The organism is Mesorhizobium sp. M1348 (assembly GCF_040317925.1).
In the GTDB taxonomy this organism is placed as follows: Bacteria; Pseudomonadota; Alphaproteobacteria; order Rhizobiales; family Rhizobiaceae; genus Mesorhizobium.
Map to the genome: position 1 here is coordinate 79,393 of NZ_JAMYLH010000004.1, position 16,607 is coordinate 95,999.

General features: G+C 60.7%; 18 protein-coding genes and 2 pseudogenes. 9 read left to right on the top strand and 11 right to left on the bottom strand.

Going from position 1 to position 16,607, the window contains the following annotated elements; genetic code table 11:
• The first annotated feature begins 335 nt into the window (after nucleotides 1-335).
• The 5 genes and pseudogenes from NKH13_RS09260 to NKH13_RS09280 all read left to right on the top strand — a co-directional run bounded on the left by NKH13_RS09260 (nucleotide 336) and on the right by NKH13_RS09280 (nucleotide 2,968).
• Nucleotides 336-590 (top strand): DUF680 domain-containing protein, encoded by a 255-nt coding sequence (locus tag NKH13_RS09260; RefSeq protein WP_352912284.1) that lies wholly within the window; start codon nucleotides 336-338, stop codon nucleotides 588-590.
• 60 nt (nucleotides 591-650) lie between these two features.
• Entirely contained in the window at nucleotides 651-872 is a 222-nt protein-coding gene (locus NKH13_RS09265) for a DUF680 domain-containing protein (protein ID WP_352912286.1), read from the top strand.
• Between the two features lie 78 nt (nucleotides 873-950).
• Nucleotides 951-1,921 (top strand): annotated as a pseudogene (locus NKH13_RS09270) (MBL fold metallo-hydrolase).
• Nucleotides 1,922-1,949: 28 nt separating this feature from the next.
• Nucleotides 1,950-2,429: a tetratricopeptide repeat protein gene (locus NKH13_RS09275; protein ID WP_352912288.1), complete on the top strand. Its 480-nt coding sequence runs from the start codon at nucleotides 1,950-1,952 to the stop codon at nucleotides 2,427-2,429.
• Nucleotides 2,430-2,482: 53 nt separating this feature from the next.
• Nucleotides 2,483-2,968, top strand: a complete 486-nt coding sequence (locus NKH13_RS09280; protein WP_352912290.1) for a DoxX family protein — start codon at nucleotides 2,483-2,485, stop codon at nucleotides 2,966-2,968.
• Between the two features lie 213 nt (nucleotides 2,969-3,181).
• Here NKH13_RS09280 and NKH13_RS09290 read toward each other — a convergent pair whose 3' ends face one another.
• From NKH13_RS09290 to NKH13_RS09310, 5 genes are all read right to left on the bottom strand, one after another.
• Nucleotides 3,182-4,030 carry a sugar phosphate isomerase/epimerase family protein gene (locus NKH13_RS09290; protein ID WP_352912292.1) on the bottom strand — a complete coding sequence of 283 codons (849 nt, stop codon included), beginning with the start codon at nucleotides 4,028-4,030 and terminating at the stop codon, nucleotides 3,182-3,184.
• Between the two features lie 5 nt (nucleotides 4,031-4,035).
• A complete protein-coding gene (locus tag NKH13_RS09295) occupies nucleotides 4,036-5,031 on the bottom strand; it encodes an ABC transporter permease (protein WP_352912294.1) in 996 nt (331 codons plus the stop codon).
• A complete protein-coding gene (locus NKH13_RS09300) occupies nucleotides 5,028-6,029 on the bottom strand; it encodes an ABC transporter permease (RefSeq protein ID WP_352912296.1) in 1,002 nt (333 codons plus the stop codon). Before NKH13_RS09300 ends, NKH13_RS09295 begins: the two co-directional genes overlap by 4 nt.
• Nucleotides 6,022-7,536 carry a sugar ABC transporter ATP-binding protein gene (locus tag NKH13_RS09305; protein WP_352912298.1) on the bottom strand — a complete coding sequence of 505 codons (1,515 nt, stop codon included), beginning with the start codon at nucleotides 7,534-7,536 and terminating at the stop codon, nucleotides 6,022-6,024. The genes NKH13_RS09300 and NKH13_RS09305 overlap by 8 nt, the downstream gene beginning before the upstream one ends.
• A gap of 86 nt (nucleotides 7,537-7,622) precedes the next feature.
• Nucleotides 7,623-8,612 carry an autoinducer 2 ABC transporter substrate-binding protein gene (locus NKH13_RS09310; RefSeq protein WP_352453092.1) on the bottom strand — a complete coding sequence of 330 codons (990 nt, stop codon included), beginning with the start codon at nucleotides 8,610-8,612 and terminating at the stop codon, nucleotides 7,623-7,625.
• 161 nt (nucleotides 8,613-8,773) lie between these two features.
• Between NKH13_RS09310 and NKH13_RS09315 the strand changes: the two genes are divergently transcribed.
• Complete coding sequence (locus NKH13_RS09315) at nucleotides 8,774-9,832, top strand: LacI family DNA-binding transcriptional regulator (RefSeq protein WP_352912300.1); 1,059 nt, start codon at nucleotides 8,774-8,776, stop codon at nucleotides 9,830-9,832.
• Nucleotides 9,833-10,200: 368 nt separating this feature from the next.
• Nucleotides 10,201-11,349, top strand: a complete 1,149-nt coding sequence (locus NKH13_RS09320; protein WP_352912301.1) for an amidohydrolase — start codon at nucleotides 10,201-10,203, stop codon at nucleotides 11,347-11,349.
• Nucleotides 11,350-11,369: 20 nt separating this feature from the next.
• On the opposite strand, the gene NKH13_RS09325 is transcribed toward NKH13_RS09320, so the two are convergent.
• On the bottom strand, nucleotides 11,370-11,855 hold the full coding sequence (locus NKH13_RS09325) for a hypothetical protein (protein ID WP_352912303.1): 486 nt from the start codon (nucleotides 11,853-11,855) through the stop codon (nucleotides 11,370-11,372).
• On the opposite strand from NKH13_RS09325, the gene NKH13_RS09330 reads away from it, so the two are divergent.
• The gene (locus NKH13_RS09330; protein WP_352912304.1) at nucleotides 11,817-12,353 is read left to right on the top strand and encodes an ABC transporter permease family protein; all 537 of its coding nucleotides are present in this window, start codon (nucleotides 11,817-11,819) and stop codon (nucleotides 12,351-12,353) included. The genes NKH13_RS09325 and NKH13_RS09330 overlap by 39 nt on opposite strands.
• Before the next feature lie 73 nt (nucleotides 12,354-12,426).
• Nucleotides 12,427-12,960: a Ros/MucR family transcriptional regulator gene (locus NKH13_RS09335; RefSeq protein ID WP_352912457.1), complete on the top strand. Its 534-nt coding sequence runs from the start codon at nucleotides 12,427-12,429 to the stop codon at nucleotides 12,958-12,960.
• A gap of 60 nt (nucleotides 12,961-13,020) precedes the next feature.
• On the opposite strand, the pseudogene NKH13_RS09340 reads toward NKH13_RS09335, so the two are convergent.
• The 5 genes and pseudogenes from NKH13_RS09340 to NKH13_RS09360 all read right to left on the bottom strand — a co-directional run.
• A pseudogene (locus NKH13_RS09340) lies at nucleotides 13,021-13,248 on the bottom strand (ArdC-like ssDNA-binding domain-containing protein); the annotation flags it as partial.
• A gap of 339 nt (nucleotides 13,249-13,587) precedes the next feature.
• Nucleotides 13,588-14,184, bottom strand: a complete 597-nt coding sequence (locus NKH13_RS09345) for a mobile mystery protein B (RefSeq protein WP_352912306.1) — start codon at nucleotides 14,182-14,184, stop codon at nucleotides 13,588-13,590.
• On the bottom strand, nucleotides 14,181-14,642 hold the full coding sequence (locus NKH13_RS09350; RefSeq protein ID WP_352912308.1) for a mobile mystery protein A: 462 nt from the start codon (nucleotides 14,640-14,642) through the stop codon (nucleotides 14,181-14,183). Before NKH13_RS09350 ends, NKH13_RS09345 begins: the two co-directional genes overlap by 4 nt.
• 155 nt (nucleotides 14,643-14,797) lie before the next feature.
• Nucleotides 14,798-15,007 carry a hypothetical protein gene (locus NKH13_RS09355; RefSeq protein ID WP_352912310.1) on the bottom strand — a complete coding sequence of 70 codons (210 nt, stop codon included), beginning with the start codon at nucleotides 15,005-15,007 and terminating at the stop codon, nucleotides 14,798-14,800.
• Nucleotides 14,997-15,413 carry a hypothetical protein gene (locus NKH13_RS09360; RefSeq protein ID WP_352912311.1) on the bottom strand — a complete coding sequence of 139 codons (417 nt, stop codon included), beginning with the start codon at nucleotides 15,411-15,413 and terminating at the stop codon, nucleotides 14,997-14,999. Before NKH13_RS09360 ends, NKH13_RS09355 begins: the two co-directional genes overlap by 11 nt.
• Between the last annotated feature and the right edge of the window lie 1,194 nt (nucleotides 15,414-16,607).

A 16,607-nucleotide genomic window follows, 5' to 3' on the forward strand; every position in this document is an offset into this window, starting at 1 on the left:
GTCCTTCCAGACCTCGGTACTCTCTGCATGCGTAGCTGAGGCCAAGGGCGGCCGCATCGTGCCGACTTCAGGCAGAAGTGTGTCCTCGCGTAGTCCTCTCGGACTCAATCGCGCGGCAAGGCTGAAGGCCGCCGCCTTGGCGCGCCAGCCAGTTCCGTCGTTTCATTCCATTTCATCCGCATCACTCGCCAGCCGGCATTTCTGTCCAGCCCGAAATCCTGCAGTCTCAAAAAATTCGCGGCACCGCGGGAATAAAGCCAAGCGCTGCCGGGTCTTGCTGTGTAGCGGGGCCGTTCTCCGCACGCACCTCAACCCCAAAACAAGGAAACCTCGAAATGAACAGAACCACATTTGCTGCAGTCGCAATGCTGCTCGCAACAGGCACTGCATTTGCCGGCAGCGACCATTACGGCTCGAACAGCGCCAACCAGCCGGCCTCGACTGTCGACCACAGCTATACCGCTTCCATCCAGGCCCCCGACAGCGGACGTCAGAACGGCATCGACACCAAGGTGACGACTGGGCCGAGCCAGATGACTGTTCAGGACATCATCGCCCAGCACAACCGCGACGGCATCTGGGCCCGCTGATCGCGGTCCGTCAATCAACCCTCGAAAACATCTCAACTCTCGAAATCAGGAATTATCGACATGAAAAAGACCACGATTACCGCGGCCGCCATCCTCGTTGCGACGAGCACCGCTCTCGCCGGCAGCGACCACTTCGACTCGAATAATGCCAACCAGCCGGTGGCCAATGTCGACAAGTCTTACATGGCTTCGATCCAGAAGCCGGCCATGGCTCAGCACAAGCTAAAGCTGACCACGAAGTCTGACGCGGACGAACCCGGGCAGGGCATCTGGGGTAACTGAGGTCGAATCCGATTCAGGGACGGAGGGCCAGGGGCGCTCCGTCTCCCTGGAAATCACAGTTTCCCACAGGAGATCACCATGTTCAACATGACACGCCGCACACTGCTTGGATCCGCTGCCGCCGCTGCCGCCTTCGGCCTTGCCGGAAGCTGGAATTCACCCGTCCCGCCTTGGCGGAAATGCCGGTCGAGCCGGCCGTCGGCTTTTACAAATACAAGGTAGGCGATATCGAGATCACCGCCATCTATGATGGCATTTGGCGCAAGCCGCACGACCCTGCCTTCATCAAGGATGTCTCGGTCGAGGACACCAAGGCAGCGCTTGCCAAGGCCGGCTTGACGACGGACTTCATGCCCATCCCGCTCACCGTCCTCGCTCTCAAGATGAATGGCAGGCTGATCATGATGGATGCCGGATCGGGCGTCGGCCAATGGCAGACCAATGCCACCCATCTGCCGGCCAACATGGCCGCCGCCGGCATCGACTACAAGACGATCGACACCATCATGATCTCGCATTTCCATCCCGATCACGTCTGGGGCCTGATGGAAAAGAGCACCAGCAAGCCGGTCTTCCCAAACGCCGAACTCATCGTCCATTCGACGGAATACAATTGGTGGACCGACCCTGCCCGCCTTGCAAAACTGCCTGAAGGGCGCAAGCCGGCCGGCAAGCGCATCGCCGAGAACTTCCCGAAATGGAAGAACTGGAAACTGGTCGAGGATGGGGCCGAAGTCGTGCCAGGCATCCAGATCATCGCCGCGCCCGGCCATACGCCCGGCCACTCGGTGTATCTGGCGAACTCCGGCAAGGAACAGATCTTGATTTCGGCCGACACGATGTATGTGCCGGCGTTGCTGGCGCCGCATCCGGAATGGCAAGGCAGCTACGACCAGGACGGGCCGGCGGCAATCGCCACGCGGCACAAGCTTATCGATCGCGTGATTGCCGACGACATCCGAATCTCAGGTTCGCATTTCCCCTTCCCTGGCACCGGCACCTTCGTCAAGGACGGCAACGCCTATGGCTTCACCCCCGTGCAGATCTGAACGGGAGCACAAGAAAGCGAGAGAGACAATGAACCACAAAGTTTTCGGGAAACCTGCCCTTGTCGGGCTCCTAGGTGCCCTGACGGTCCTGGCCGTCGTGCCCGTCGCCGTCATCGTGCCGGCCTATGCCGTGGATAACGTCGAAGGCGACGACGCACCGGACCTCACCGGGGTCAAAGCCAAGATTGAGGCCAAGAACTATACGGGCGCGCTGGCCGACCTTCGCGACCTTGCGCAAGACACCCAACAGGCCGACGTCTACAACCTACTTGGCTTTACGCTGCGCAAGACCGGCGACTACGAGACGGCGCTAACCTACTACACCAAGGCGCTCGAACTGAAGCCGGACCACAAGGCCGCGCGCGAATATCTCGGCGAGCTCTATGTCGCGACCGGCGATATGGCCAAAGCCAGGGAGCAGCTAGCGTCGCTGACGCAGCTCTGCCCGGCCGGCTGCGAGGAGCGCGCGGACCTGCAAAAGGCCATCGACACCAAAGTGACCAAATAAGCCAAGGCAGGCGCCTCGGGGCGCCTGCCCCTTCGTTCCGTCTGGAGCCAATCGTGACAACAAGACAAATCGCCTCAAAGCTACACCTTCGCGACTTGACCCTGCTGATTGGTCGGCTGCTGCTGTCACTGCTTTTCGTGCATGAAGGGCTTGAGTTGGCGAGCCACTTCGACAATGCCGCAAAAGCCATGGCCGCGCTCGGCATCAGCTCGCCGCTTCTAATCGGCACCATAGCGCTTCAGCTGGGAGCTGCGCTTGCCGTGGGCCTGGGCTTCCTGACGCGCCTGGGCGCGGTCTGCCTTGGACTGTTCTGCCTGGCAACGGCCGCCCTATTCCACACCAACTTCGCCAGCCAGAACGAATTGCTGCATTTCGAAAAGGATCTCGCCATAGCCGGCGGCATGTTCGCCCTCGCCATAGCCGGCGCCGGCGCGATCTCGCTTGGCAGCGTGGTGACTGGCTTGGTGAGGCGTCGGCGACGGGAGAGAGACGATGCCGCGCTCATCGGGGGCGGGCGGCCCTCTGTCAGCAGTCGATAGCAAGCTCCCGTTCTATCGGCCAATGCCGCGCCTGCCCAACCGGTTCGCCACCGTGGTGCCGCCAAGGTGAACCGGGCCGAACCTCGTTGCGGACAGAAAGACTCTCGGCGAGCACGCCGTCGAACGTCATCGCCGAGCGCTTTTATGTTGGTTTTGCCAACGTCGAAGACGGCGATATTCACGCCGTCCGCCTCCTGCGCGTCATACATTGGGTCAGATCAGACCGTATTGGCGAGCCTTGTTGCGCAGGAATGGCAAGCCATCGCCCATCACTTCGGCCTCGTCCTTCGCGACCGGCCGCCAGACGGAGAGGCCATAGGAGACTTCCGGCGGCATGTTGATGAAGCTTTCCATGGCAAGTCCGCCCTTGAAGCCGATCGCCGCGAGCGTTGCGTAGATCTCGTCCCAGGGGCAGTTGCCGGTGCCCGGGGTGCCGCGATCGCTCTCTGACAAGTGAATATATTTCAGGTGCTCGCGAGCGGCCAGAATGCCATTGGCGGCCCCCTTCTCCTCGATGTTCATGTGATAGGTGTCGAGATGGACAAAGATGTTGTCGGCGCCGACTTTCTCGAGCATCCAGACGGCCTGCGCGCCAGTATTTATCAGGTGGTTCTCGTAGCGGTTCACCGCCTCGATTCCGAGCTCTATGCCGCGCGTCTTGGCATGCTTGGCGGCGACGGTCAGCACATGCGCGATGTTGTCGTATTCCTTTTCGGTGGGTGGCACGCCGGTTCGTTCGCCGATACCGCCGAAAATCACACCGGAAAGCGCCAGAGCGCCCATCTCTGCAGTCTTGTCGATGGCCACTTCGAGATATTCGATGGCGGCATCCGGCCGCACCGAGGCCCAGGCCCGCTCCGGCAGGCCAAGCGAGCAAACAGCTGGAAGATTGTGCTTTTCGAGCAAGGCGCGCGTATGCGCGGCATCGACCGCCGGCGCGTTCAGAAGCGCGATCTCGATAAAGTCCATGCCGTATTTGACGGAAGCGGCGATCGCCTTCTCTGCGCCGGCCCGGTCCCAGTTCATCGTCCACATCGAGGTGTGGACCCCAAAACCATGCATCTAACTCACCCTTTGTCTGTGTTTAGGAACTTTAGGCGCCCGGCAAGCCAGCGCAGGATCATCACCGTGACCATCAAAATGCCCCAGACCGCCGTCGCCAGATGCTGATTGGCGCCCATCAGATTGAGTCCCGAGGACAGAAGCTGGAGCACCACGAGCGCGACGAACACAGGGATCACGCGACCGAAACCGCCGAACGGATTGACCCCGCCAAGAAAGCAGGCAAGCACAGTGATCAGCAGGTAAGACTCGCCGTGGCCTACACGCACCGAATTGAAGCGCGCGAGCATGATGATGCCGGCGACCGCGCACATCGCACCGGACAATGTGTAGACCAGAACCTGGACCTTGCGTGTATTGATGCCGGAGTAGCGCGTGGCCTCGATGTTGGAGCCGATCATATAGGTGTTGAAGCCCAGCTTCATGCGCGTCAGCAGGAGGTGCCAGATCAGCACACAAGCGATGAAAATGAGCAACGGAATTGGGATCCCAAGAATCGACCCGTAGCCGATCGGCGCCAGGAAGCTAGGGAAGCCGGACACGTCGCCGCCGTGCGTCAGGAACTCACCGAGACCGCGCAGGAAAATCATCATCGACAGCGAGACCAGGATGGGGTGAGCCTTGGTGTAGGCGATGACGAGCCCCATGGTCAGTCCACTAAGTGCTCCGACCGCAAGGGCAAGGATCGCGCCAAGGACAAAGGCACCGATGCCCGCGTCGACGCCGCCCTGGCTTTGAAGAATCCAAGCGAGCGTCAGCCCGGCGATGTTGGCCGTGAAGGTGATGGCCAGGTTCAGGCCGCCGGTCAGGATCGGGAGCAGCATGGCGAGTGTGAGCAGGCCGAGTTCCGGCAGCTGGTACGCGACGGATCCAAAAGTAGCCCGGGAAAGGAAGTTCGGTGCGGCAATGCCGAACACGATCATGACTACCACCAACGCGGCAAGCGGACCTGCCAGTTCGGGGCCGAGCAAGTTGCGGACGCGTTCAATCACAGCCGTCATGAAGGCACCCGCCGGCTTTTCAGGAACGGCAGCACGCGTTCGATGCTGGTGTTCGACAGGGTAATGGCGGCTAGGATGATGGTGCCGACGATCATCTTGAACGCGAAAGGCGACACGCCCATCAAATTAAGTCCGTTCTGGGTGATCGAGACCAACAGAACGCCAAGAATGCAGCCGAGCACGCTGCCTTTGCCGCCGCCAAGCCGCGCACCGCCAAGGACCACGGCTGCCAGGACGTCGAGTTCGCGCCCATATAGGGCGTTAGGCACCACTTCCTGCGCGTAATGCGCTTGGACGAGACCGGCGATGCCTGCCATCAGGCCAAGCCAGCCGAAGGCGATAAATTGCATGGCCCCAACATTGATGCCGAAGCGGCGCGCGCCTTCCGGATTGTCGCCGAAAGCGTAGAGCTGGCGACCAGTGGTCGTGCGCGTGATCAACGCCCAGGTAGCGAATACGCAGATCGCCATAATGAGCACGGGTAGGGTGATCTCCGCCCAGGTGCCATCAGCCATCTCGCGCTCGAACAGCACCACGCGGGCGGTGAGCCAGTCCGGCAGATTGTAGATCGAAACGCCGCCTGTGAAGAACATCAGCAAGCCGAAGAAAATGTTGAAGGTCGAAATCGTGGCGACGATCGAGATGATCCTAAACCTGTGGATCAGGAAAGCGTTGATGCAGCCCAAGGTGACGCCCAATGCGCCAGCGATGGTGAGGCCGACAATCCAATTCCCGCCGCCGATCCAGCCAAGGACGATCGCCGTCAGATATTGCACGACGGAGGCAGCAACCGCGAAGGAGATATCAATGCCGCCGGCAATTAGCACGACGAGTAGACCGACGGCGAAGATGATGTTGACCGAACTTGTGTTCAGGAGGTCAAACGCATTGCCGAGGGTGAAGAACCGGTCTGTCGCAAACGACAGGAAGGCGCAGATGACCGCGATCACGGCGAGCAAAGCCAGCTCCGTTGCGTGAGAGCGGACAAACCTACGCATAGACCGCCTCTTCGATCGCCTGGAGGGACGTGGCGCCGGGAACGTATTCGCCGACAATGCGCCCCTGAGCCATGTGCAGCACACGGTCCGCGTTGAAATAGACTTCAGGCACCTCGTCCGAGATCAGGATAATCGACAGGCCGCTGTCGGCCAGCTTGGAAACGATATCGAATATGCCGGCACGCGCGCCGACATCGACACCGACCGTCGGTCCGTCGAGGATCAGCAGTTTCGGTTCAGTCGCCAGCCATTTTGCAATTGCGACACGTTGCTGATTTCCCCCCGACAGGGTCGAGACCGCGTCTTCCTGCTTTCCGATCCTAATTCCGAGATCCCTTATCCAGCTACTGACCAGGGACCATTTGCGATCGCTCGAAATGAAACCGCCCGAAAGAACCTTGTCCAGCGAGGCGATGACCATGTTGTCGGCAATTGACTGGGGCTGAATGAGGCCGAGCGACAGCCGGTCTTCCGAAAGATAGGCAACGCCGGCGGCGATCGCCTCACGGTTGGAACCGAAGCGCACGGGCCTGCCATCCAGAACAACAGAGCCGGACCTCGGCTTGCGCATGCCGAACAACGTCAACGCCAGCTCGGTGCGCCCTGCCCCGAGCAGCCCGGTGACGCCGAGCGTCTCGCCGCGCCGGACCGTCAATGACACGTCCTCGAATTCGCCGGGCCGCGACAGCCCTTTAACCTCAAGCATAACCGGGCTCGTGCTCAAATCGCGATGCAGGACGGAATAGTCGAAGGTCTTACCAGTCATCAGCTCCGTGATGCGCGATTGGGTCAGACCTTTGGTCGGATAGACGCCAACCAAGGCACCATCGCGCAGCACCGTCACACGGCTGGAGATTTCGAGAACCTCCGCCAAGCGATGACTGACGAACACGACGGCAACGCCCGACGCCGACAGATTGCGCACAATGTCCAGCAGATAATCGGTTTCAGATTGGGTGAGCGAGGCCGTCGGCTCATCCATGAAGACGAGCTTCGCTTCGCCGACGAGCGCGCGCGCTATCGCTACGATCTGCCGCTGTGCGATGGGAAAATTGTGGAGTGCGAGATCGATATCGAGGGTAACACCAAGACGTCGCAACGCGTTGGTCGCGACACGCCGCATTTCCGCATAGTTGACCGGCCGCGGCCAGCGGCCGATGACAGTCTGGAACGCGATGTTCTCGGCGACGGTCATCTCGGGGAACAGGGCGAGGTCCTGCCAGATGACCTGAATTCCGCCGGCCTGCGCCGTCACCGGTGACATATGGGCGTAGTTCTGGCCGTCATAGTCGATCTCGGCGCCAGCCTCGGGCTTGTACACGCCAGTGATGACCTTGATCAGCGTGCTCTTGCCCGAACCGTTCTCGCCGGCGAGGCAATGCACCTCGCCCGGCAGAACCTGAAAGCTGACATTCTTCAGGGCCTTCACGCCGCCAAACGTCATGTTCACATTGCGGAGCGATAGCAGCGGCCGTGACGCGGAGCCATCGGGTTCCTGATCAGCCATCGAGTTGAACCTGGATCTAATTGCGTTGACACATCCTCAGCCGGGCTGGCTCGAGGTCAGCCCGGCTGCCACAGCCTTGGGCGGCTTTACAGGCCCATCGCCGCGAGGCCGTCGACAGTGTCCTTGTTGATCGGGACCAGCTGATCGACGATGATGTTGTGGTTTTCGAAGTCGGGCTTGACTGTCCCTAGCCCTTCGATCGTATCGCCATCCTTGACTTCTTTGCCCTTCATGAGCTGGTCGGCCAGCGTGACGAAAACCTCACCCGCCTGTTTCGGATTCCACATGAAGCCGCCGGAGATCGCGTCGCTCTTGATGAGCTTCTGGCCCTGACCTGGCGAGAATGGGCCGAGCACGAATATCTGGCCCACCTTCCGGCGCTCTTCGATTGCGCGGCCAGCGCCGATCGGGCCTTGGCTGCCGAAGGCAAGGAAGCCTTTCAAGCCGGGATTGGCGGAAATCAGGTCAAGTGCCGTGCTGCGGCTCTTGTCCACATCCTCGGCGACGCCATAACGATCGCCGACAAGCTTCATGTCCGGATGGTTCTTCTTCAAATACGCGATTGCCGCATCGGCCCAGGCATTGTGCAGCGGCACTGTCAGCGAACCAACGAAGACTGCATATTCACCTTTGCCGCCCATCTTATCCGCCAAGAGCTTGGCATGAGCCTCACCGAAGCCGGTCGCGGACGCGAGTTCGAAATCCCAGTCGGCGCCCTTCTGGCCAGGCGATTCATGCGTGATGACGATGATGCCGGCGTCCTTGGCCTTCTTCAGGACAGGTTCAAGCACTTTCGCATCGTTTGGCACGACCCCTATGACCTTCACGCCCTGTGCGATCAGATCCTCGATGGCGCGGACCTGCAGTGCCGGATCGGCACTGGTCGGGCCAACCATGAATGCGTCGACGCCGAGCTTCTGGCCGCGCTCCTTGATGCCCGCCTCCATTGCGTTGAACCAGGGAATGCCGCCAATTTTGACGACGACGCCGACCTTGCCGGCCTGCTGTGCCATGGCAGCGATTGATCCGCCAAGCATAAGGGTCGCGGCGAGCGCCGCGATCATGAACTTTTTCATCTGTACTCCTCCCATAACGTTCCGAACGGGAACACACCTCCGCCACCGTTTTGTGCTTGCACAATCGATGGTGCATTAACTATTGTGCATCATGATGCGCTCGTCAAGCGAGATATTGCTCTAGCGGGATATTGCTCTAAAGAGACGCTCCGGAGGGCCAGATGGATCAGCAGGTCAAGAAGAAGGCGACGATCTATGACCTGTCCGTACTATCGGGCAGTTCGCCGTCGACCGTGAGCGCGGTGCTGAACGGCACTTGGCGCAAGCGCCGCATCAAGGAAAGTACGGCGGAAACAATTCTCAGCCTCGCCGAACGCCACCAGTACACCACCAATCTGCAGGCGCGAGGCTTGCGACGCTCGCGATCGGGCCTGGTCGGCCTGATGCTGCCTATCCATGACAATCGTTACTTCTCGTCCATGGCGCAGACATTTGAGGGACATGTGCGCAGCCGCGGTCAATGCCCGGTCGTGGTCAGTGCCAGCCGCGACCCGGAAGAGGAACGCCGGACCGCGGAAACGCTGATCTCCTACTCAATCGACCAGCTCTTCATCGTCGGCGCCACCGATCCGGACGGCGTGCACGAGGTCTGCGAGGCGGCGGGACTGAGGCATATCAACATCGACCTACCGGGAGCAAAGGCGCATTCGGTGATCAGCGACAACTATGAGGGCGCGCGGATGCTGACGGAGGCAATCATCCGCCAGTTCGGCAATGATGACCCTCTGCGGCCGGACGAGCTGTTTCTGTTTGGCGGCCGCAACGACCACGCAAGCCGCGAACGCATCGCCGCTTTCCATGCGACCAAAAAGGCACTGTTGGGCGCCGACCCTGATGACGGAGTACAGTCCTCCGGCTATTCGCCCGACATAACCCTGCGTGCCTTCGAGGCGTTTTGCCAACGCCATGGCAAGCTGCCGCGCGCGTTGTTCATCAATTCGTCAATCAATATGGAGGGTCTGCTGCGTTTCATGGCGGGCCGGCCGGCGGAGATGTTTAGCGAGCTTGTCGTCGGTTGCTACGACTATGACCCATTCGCCTCTTTTCTACCCTTCCCCGTAATCATGGTGCGGCAGAATTTTGAGGCGATGATCGCGAAGGCGTTCGAGCTGATCAATGAACCGCCGACGGCGCCGCAGATTTTCCTGATTGCCCCGGAGTTGATCCAACCGAGGTCGGCTCTGAAAGGGCCGCTGGACACGTTGAAGGACATAGCTTGAGGCGCCCCGAGAACCCGTCTTGGCACAGCTCGCCCTATCCAGGTATCAACGCCGGACACGTGTAGCGTCGTTATGGAAGTCTGCGCTGCTTTGCGTGTTCAAGATGTAGGCACGGCTCGGATCGAACCGGTCGGCTGCAGCACGGAGCCGACCACGTCGGGCCTTCGGGCTGGGCTCCGGGAACCATCCCGTCCCCTTGGCACTGGACACCTAAATTCGGGCCAGTCCAACTGGCGGTTGCAAGAGCGGTTCAGTTTTTGATAGAATCGCGGAGCCGCTCTATCTCTTTGTCTTGACGCAATTCCGAACGGAAAACCGTTTCACACGTTTCCTGGAATTGCTCTAGCGCCAAGCGAAGCAGGAAAAAAATGACCCTGACCAATCGAGACATTGTCGAGCTGACGGCATGGCGCCGCAGGCTGCACCAGCATCCGGAAATCTCGAATGAGGAAGAGAAAACCGCGAGCGAGGTTGTCGACTTCCTCGCCGACACAGCGCCGGACAAGGTGCTAACCGGATTGGGCGGCCACGGTGTGGCGGCAGTATATGAAAGCGGCAAAGCCGGTCCGACAGTCCTGTTCCGGTCGGAACTCGACGCGCTGCCGATTTATGAGCTTTCAGGCGTTTCTCATTCGTCGCTCGTACAGGGAAAGTCGCATATGTGCGGCCATGACGGACATACCGCGATCCTCGCCGCACTTGGCCGCCAGTTCGGGCGCGAAAGGCCTGCCCGCGGCCGCGTCGTGCTGATGTTCCAGCCGGCGGAAGAGACCGGCAATGGCGCGGCCGGCGTCGTCGCCGATCCGCGCTTTTCCGAGATCGCGCCGGATTTGGCGTTCTCGCTGCACAATTTGCCCGGTGTGCCGTTCGGTGAGGTGCGTATCAAACCCGGCGTGGTCAACTGTGCTTCACGCGGCATGCGAATATTGCTGGAGGGCAAGACCGCGCATTCGTCGATGCCCGAAACGGGTGTCTCGCCAATGTTGGCGGTCAGCCAGCTGATGCCGGCACTGCCCGCGCTCGGGCGCGGAACCTTCGCTGACGACGATTTCAGTATGGTGACCGTCACCCATGCCCTGATGGGCGAAGCTGTGTTCGGCATTGCGCCGGGAAATGCAAAAGTGTGGGCGACGCTGCGCACAAGGCGCGATGAGTGCATGGCGGACCTGTGCGCCGCCGCGGAAGCGCTGGTGGAAAAGATCGCTGGAGAGCATCGTCTTTCGGCCCGCTACGACTATCACGAGATCTTCGTTGCCAGCGTCAACGCGCCGGATGCCGTGGAACATCTGCAGCGCGCGCTCGACGAAGAAGGCGTGCCACGCACAGAGGAAGCCCTGCCGATGCGCGCTTCGGAAGACTTCGGCCTGTTCGGCCATAGCGCAGCGTCCGCCATGTTCTTCCTCGGCGCCGGCGAGCCGTACCCTGCGCTGCACAACCCCGACTATGACTTTCCAGACGACCTGATCCCGATCGGATCCAGAATATTCATGCGCACGGCTCGCAACCTTCTGGGCTGATTGGCTCCTGGGCTGGCCGCCTATTTGCGCAAAAGCTCGATCTCAGGCGGGATATTAACGACGTCGCCCGATTCGTCATCGGTTCCACCAGTGACATAGCCAGGTTCGTCCGAGTATGAGAAGACTTTCGTAATGATGCCTGATTTGAGCGCTTCAGCGCTCCAGACGTTATAGAGGCCCTCCGACGTTGCCAGGCCCATCATCACGAACACGTCGCCGCTGCGGACGCCCATTTCGTCGAAATGGTCGGAAAGCATCCGCTTCAGGGCCGGATCAGGCCTCGTAGAAATTTCATCGAGGTTTCTGCGTCCCGTCGGCGTAGGCGCTCTTTTCCTGCCGTCCGTTGTTTGATGGAGGGCGATCGTGGCATTGACAGCCGCGGCGCGGACCTGCCCCCCAGCCAAGGCGAAGGGGCAAGGGGTGAAGGTGGCCTCGGTCCAGTATGCTGCTGTGGTCTTCGGGGCGTGATGGCAGGCTTCGCTGGCGCGTTCCTGTCTGTCGGCCAAGCGGCGCGTTTCGTGCCGGACGTGACCAACGGACGCGGCTGGCTGGCGATCATCATCGTCATCGCCGGTCTGTGGCGGCCCTACCCGATTTTGGTAGCGGCACTAGTGTTTTCCTTCCTCGACGCGCTGCAATTGCAAATCCAAGGCATCGGCATCGCCATTCCTTACCAATATGTGTTGATGATGCCCTATGTTGCGGCGATCCTAGCGCTGATGATCCGCCGCTCGCGAGCCAGCGCCCCCGCCATGCTGGGCGTGCTCACACACGGGAATAGGACAGTGCTGTCGCCGCCGATTGCGTCCAGCTTGTCAGCCGCTCGCGTCAGCCGAACAGCTGCTGTTGCATTGCTTCATCGAGGTCCCGAAGCCGCTGCTCCCTTCAGTCTTCTCGACCAGCAGGCTGTCGACATCGAGCCCCTCCCAAGCTTGCCTGGAGCCGATAAAGCGAAGCTTGCCGGCTTGATATTTGCGGCGAATAACGTTTGTTGGCGGAAATAACGAATTGTTTGCGTGATTGGCAATAAACAGCTCATCCATTTCAACGCGCGCCATTAGACAAGAGGAAAACTCGATGACCGTTTCTCCAGACCAAAGCGACCTGGCTGATCTCGTATCGATTACTGCCGACATCGTTTCCGCCTACGTTTCGAACAATCCCCTGCCGGTCGGCGAGTTGGCGAAGCTGATCGGGGACACCTATGTCGCTTTGCAAGGGATCGGCACGCCTGTGGCTCCGGCCGCAGTCAAACTGGAACCGGCGGTGTCGATCAAGAAATCAGTGTCACCCGATTTCATCATCTGCCTGGAAGATGGGAAGAAGTTCAAATCCCTCAAGAGGCACATCGGAGTCCATTACAATCTGACGCCCGACGCGTACCGCGAGAAATGGAGCCTGCCGTCCGACTATCCGATGGTGGCGCCGAACTACGCGGCGACCCGCTCGGCCCTAGCGAAATCAATCGGGCTTGGGCGCAAGGCGGCAGCGCCAGCAACAGCTGCGGCGGAAGAACCAAAACGAGCTGCTCGCACGGCAGCGGCGACAACAACCGCAACGGCCGTCAAGTCGCCGATGAAGAGGGCGCGCAAGGCACCCGTCAAAGCATAGAGTGCTGCACCTGATAAGAGCGTCTATGCAGTGGCGTACCTGAACTTGGAGAAGCCCCGCCAGCGCCTGTTTGAAAGTCATCCAGATCGGCGCGGAATAGCCTTTGGCCACGGCCTCGCCCCACATCAGTACATTGATTCCCTAATAGGGCATGCCGTTGGAACGTAGGAGCCGGGTAATCCACCCGGCGGCATGTTTGGCATTCCAGGGCTTGAGCCAAGGCCGCACGCCCTGCTCCAGTTCAGCCACGATGCGGCTGGTGATGCGTTCATAAACATCGGTTTTCACTGGTCTTTCTCCTAGTCTTGCGGTTGCGCATGCAACCGACTAGGCCCGCGCCAATGAGCGGGAGATTGCGGTCAAGGCCGGAAAACGCCCGGGATGGTGCGGGCCGGAGCGCAGCGACAACACGGCCGGCGTTTTCCGCCTGCAGGGCCTAGCCTTGACGGCGGTCGGGCCGCAGGCCCCAAAACGAAAGGGGTCAGCCGGCACGGCTGTCCTGCTCACTAGGTCTTGCGCGAGAGATCGTCACCGGACCAAGACCGGCGGGGCTTGGTGAGCGCGGCGAGTAGAGCCCGATCCTGCGTAGCCCCAAGCGGAGCAGGACGCGCCATGAAATTGAAAGAACTACGACCGCGCAAAAACCAGCAACGGCGCTATGTCATGATTGTCCGCCGCCCGCAGTGCCGCCACATAGCTGGTGCGCAGTTCGCCGGTATCCGCGAGTCCGCCCCCTCCCCAGCTGAATGGCTCGCCGCCGAGCCGCTCGATTAGAAGGTCGACCATCAGCCGCGCATGACGCCCGTTCCCGTTCGGAAAAGGATGAATGGCAACCAGCCGGTGATGCAGCCGCAGGGCGATTTCATCCGGCGAATACGTCCCATTCTCCACCCAATAGCGCACGTCGTCGAACAGCGCCGCCATATCGGTCTGGATGCGGTACGCATCGACCCCGATATTCCGCGCCGTCGTGCGGCAAGTCCCCGCCCACTTCCACACATCGCCGAACATGCGCTTGTGCAACGTCATGGCGACGTCGATGCTGAGAATGTCCTGCAGCTTGCGCCCGCGCCGCCCGCGCGCCCACGCCACCCCTGCCAGGATATTCTCCTGCTCGGCCTCGTTGAGATCGCCGCGATGCGTAATCCAGCTTTGCAGGAGTCCTTCGCGCTCCTCCGGCTCCAGCGGCGTCGCGTCGTCGGGTTCCGCGAAGAGGTCGCTCACGGCCCCTCCCACAGATCACGGTCTTTGACTTGGTCGCGGATATAAGCCTCGATGCGCGCTTCCATCCCGGCATCGCCGGTTTCCTGCGCTTCCAGCTTCATCGTATGGGCAACACGCGCAAGCGCGCGCGTCGCGATCTTCCGCGCTCGCGCATTGACGGCTTCCCCCAGCGAGCTGTTCGGCACGAGCGCATAGACCAGCGTGCAGTCCAGCGCCTCGGCGGCCCGCCGCAACGTGCTGAGCTGGATTGAACCGGAGGCCTCGGATTTCTCAAGCGCCTCCACCGTCTGCGGACGCACGCCGAGCCTGGCTGCAAGCTGAACGCCGCTCATGCCAAGCGCATCCCGGATCGCCCGTATCCAGCCCTTGGGAGGCGGACGCAGCCGATCTACGGGCTGCAAGTCCGCAAGCCGCTCATCCAGGCGCTCCCGCGCCCTCTTTCGTATATCCGTTTTCATATGACGGCCTGATTTTTCTATCTATAGAAATCAGCCTACAGTATGATAATTGCAATTGCAATATCAGACTGAAATATGATTTGAAGCGCGTCGGATCAGCTTATGGCCTGGTTTCTAGAAAGATCAGACGCGAAAAGCGTCACCCGTCCTATTGGTTAATCCGCAATCCCCGCCCGCTCCAAAATGGTATGAAGCCGGTCTTCCGTGGCAGTCGAAGAAGGTCGTTTTCCAGCCGGCAAAGGCTGTCCGAGGCAATCGCGCGCAACCTCGCCGCTGCCGGCCTGTCCGAAAGATTCGTCGGCAGATAAGGTATCGAGCCGAAGCCGGTGACGATTGCGGGTCTCGGCAAGCGGCTCAATCGCCATGTCTCCTCGGTAACCAGCCGGCATTGCTCGGGCGGCGGGAGATCGCCGGCCGCAGGAGGCGCGCTGACGGTGCCAAGCCTTGATCGTGCTTCCGCATCGAGACGGTCCAACACTGCCTCGTAGGCTTTAGGGGAATTGTTTCGGCGAGATCGATCGCGTTGCTGCCGTGCAGGCGATGCCGCCGCCGTTTCAGCTCCACCAGGCAGGCAGAAGCAGCATCGGCGCAAAGCCGGTCGAAGCAACCAAGCACCTCATCGGGCGTGCGGCGATAGCTCAGCACGTTGAACGTCGCGAACGCGGTAGCCGCCGCTGTCACGTCGTAGCCGGACTTGCCGTCGCGGATGCTGAGCAGGCTCGGCGGCGTGCCCGGAACCGACTGGGAATCGTCGGTGAGCTCCGAAGCCACCGGGCTATGCGTGCGACGGATAGGGCGCCGATCCGGTGGTCAGCCAATGACACCGAGGGATGGGTCAGCTACGCTGACGCGGCGGCGGACCTGATTCCGCCTGGCCGGCACCTATCCCATGCCCTCCCTCGCTCCCGATGGGTGCCGGCCATCTCCGCACAACGCGAGCGCTTCAGTTCCTCCGGAGCTTAATGGATCCCACCCTCACCGGCCGGCGCGGTCGCAGCTCGTGCAGACAAGCGCCCGACCCTGCTGAACAGTGCGTCTTTGCCGTACCGCGAGCGACAGGTAATTAGTTCCGCCACGGGGCTATGGTCCGAAACGGGGGAAGACTGAAGTCTTTGCGTCGAAGACTTAGGGCTGAAGGGCGGCAACCAAGACCTTACCGATGGATTGTATTATGCCGCCGAGCAATGTCCCTTATCGGTGGTTCGCCGGGTGCCCACTGCAAGTCCTCCATCAGGGGCACCCGATGTTGGCTTTAACAGCGGAAAGAACTGTGCCCCTTATCCAGAGCAGACAGGACGCCGATGAGGTCGCAAGCCGACCCGCAAATGACAATCAAACTTCTAGCCCAACAGATTTCTCGGCTGTTGATCTCATTTCGTCGAGCGACGAGGAGGTCGCTGCCCTTGTCAGGCGAACAGAGCGCCTTGCGCTTGCCGTGACTATAGTAATGGCGATCTTCCTGATTTTTACACCGGTGGCATTCATTGCTCTGATGTAGCCCTCCTCCCAGTGCTTGGGTGCGGACCTTGCTCCCCGGCTCTCCTTGTGGGCTTGTGGGTTTTGTGGGCGCGAAACATTGCGCCAAAAACTCCCGCCCAAACAGCTTCTACAGACGTTCAAAACTGAGCCTTCAGGCTGGCCGTGCGTAGGGACCTAAGCCTGAGTTGCTGCGCGCAATGGGCCCCCACGTGTAGCCGTCCGGAACTGCGTCTGTTCGTACTCGTTGCGGTCCCTCAGGGGAGGAGCCTATGGAGAACAGTGTTCACGAAGCTCGCTGGCTGCTTGCACCGGTTTTCGCCATCTCCATCACCTTCTTGGTGGTTGGAATAGTCGCGAGCTGATGCTCGTTAGCCAGAAATGACGCTCCAAACAGTCCCCAGAAATTGCATCTGCGCAGCTAAAGTCCCTTCCTTCGCTGATAGGATCCGCCCGCCAAATCGAGGAGTGGCGGGCGGATTCTCATTT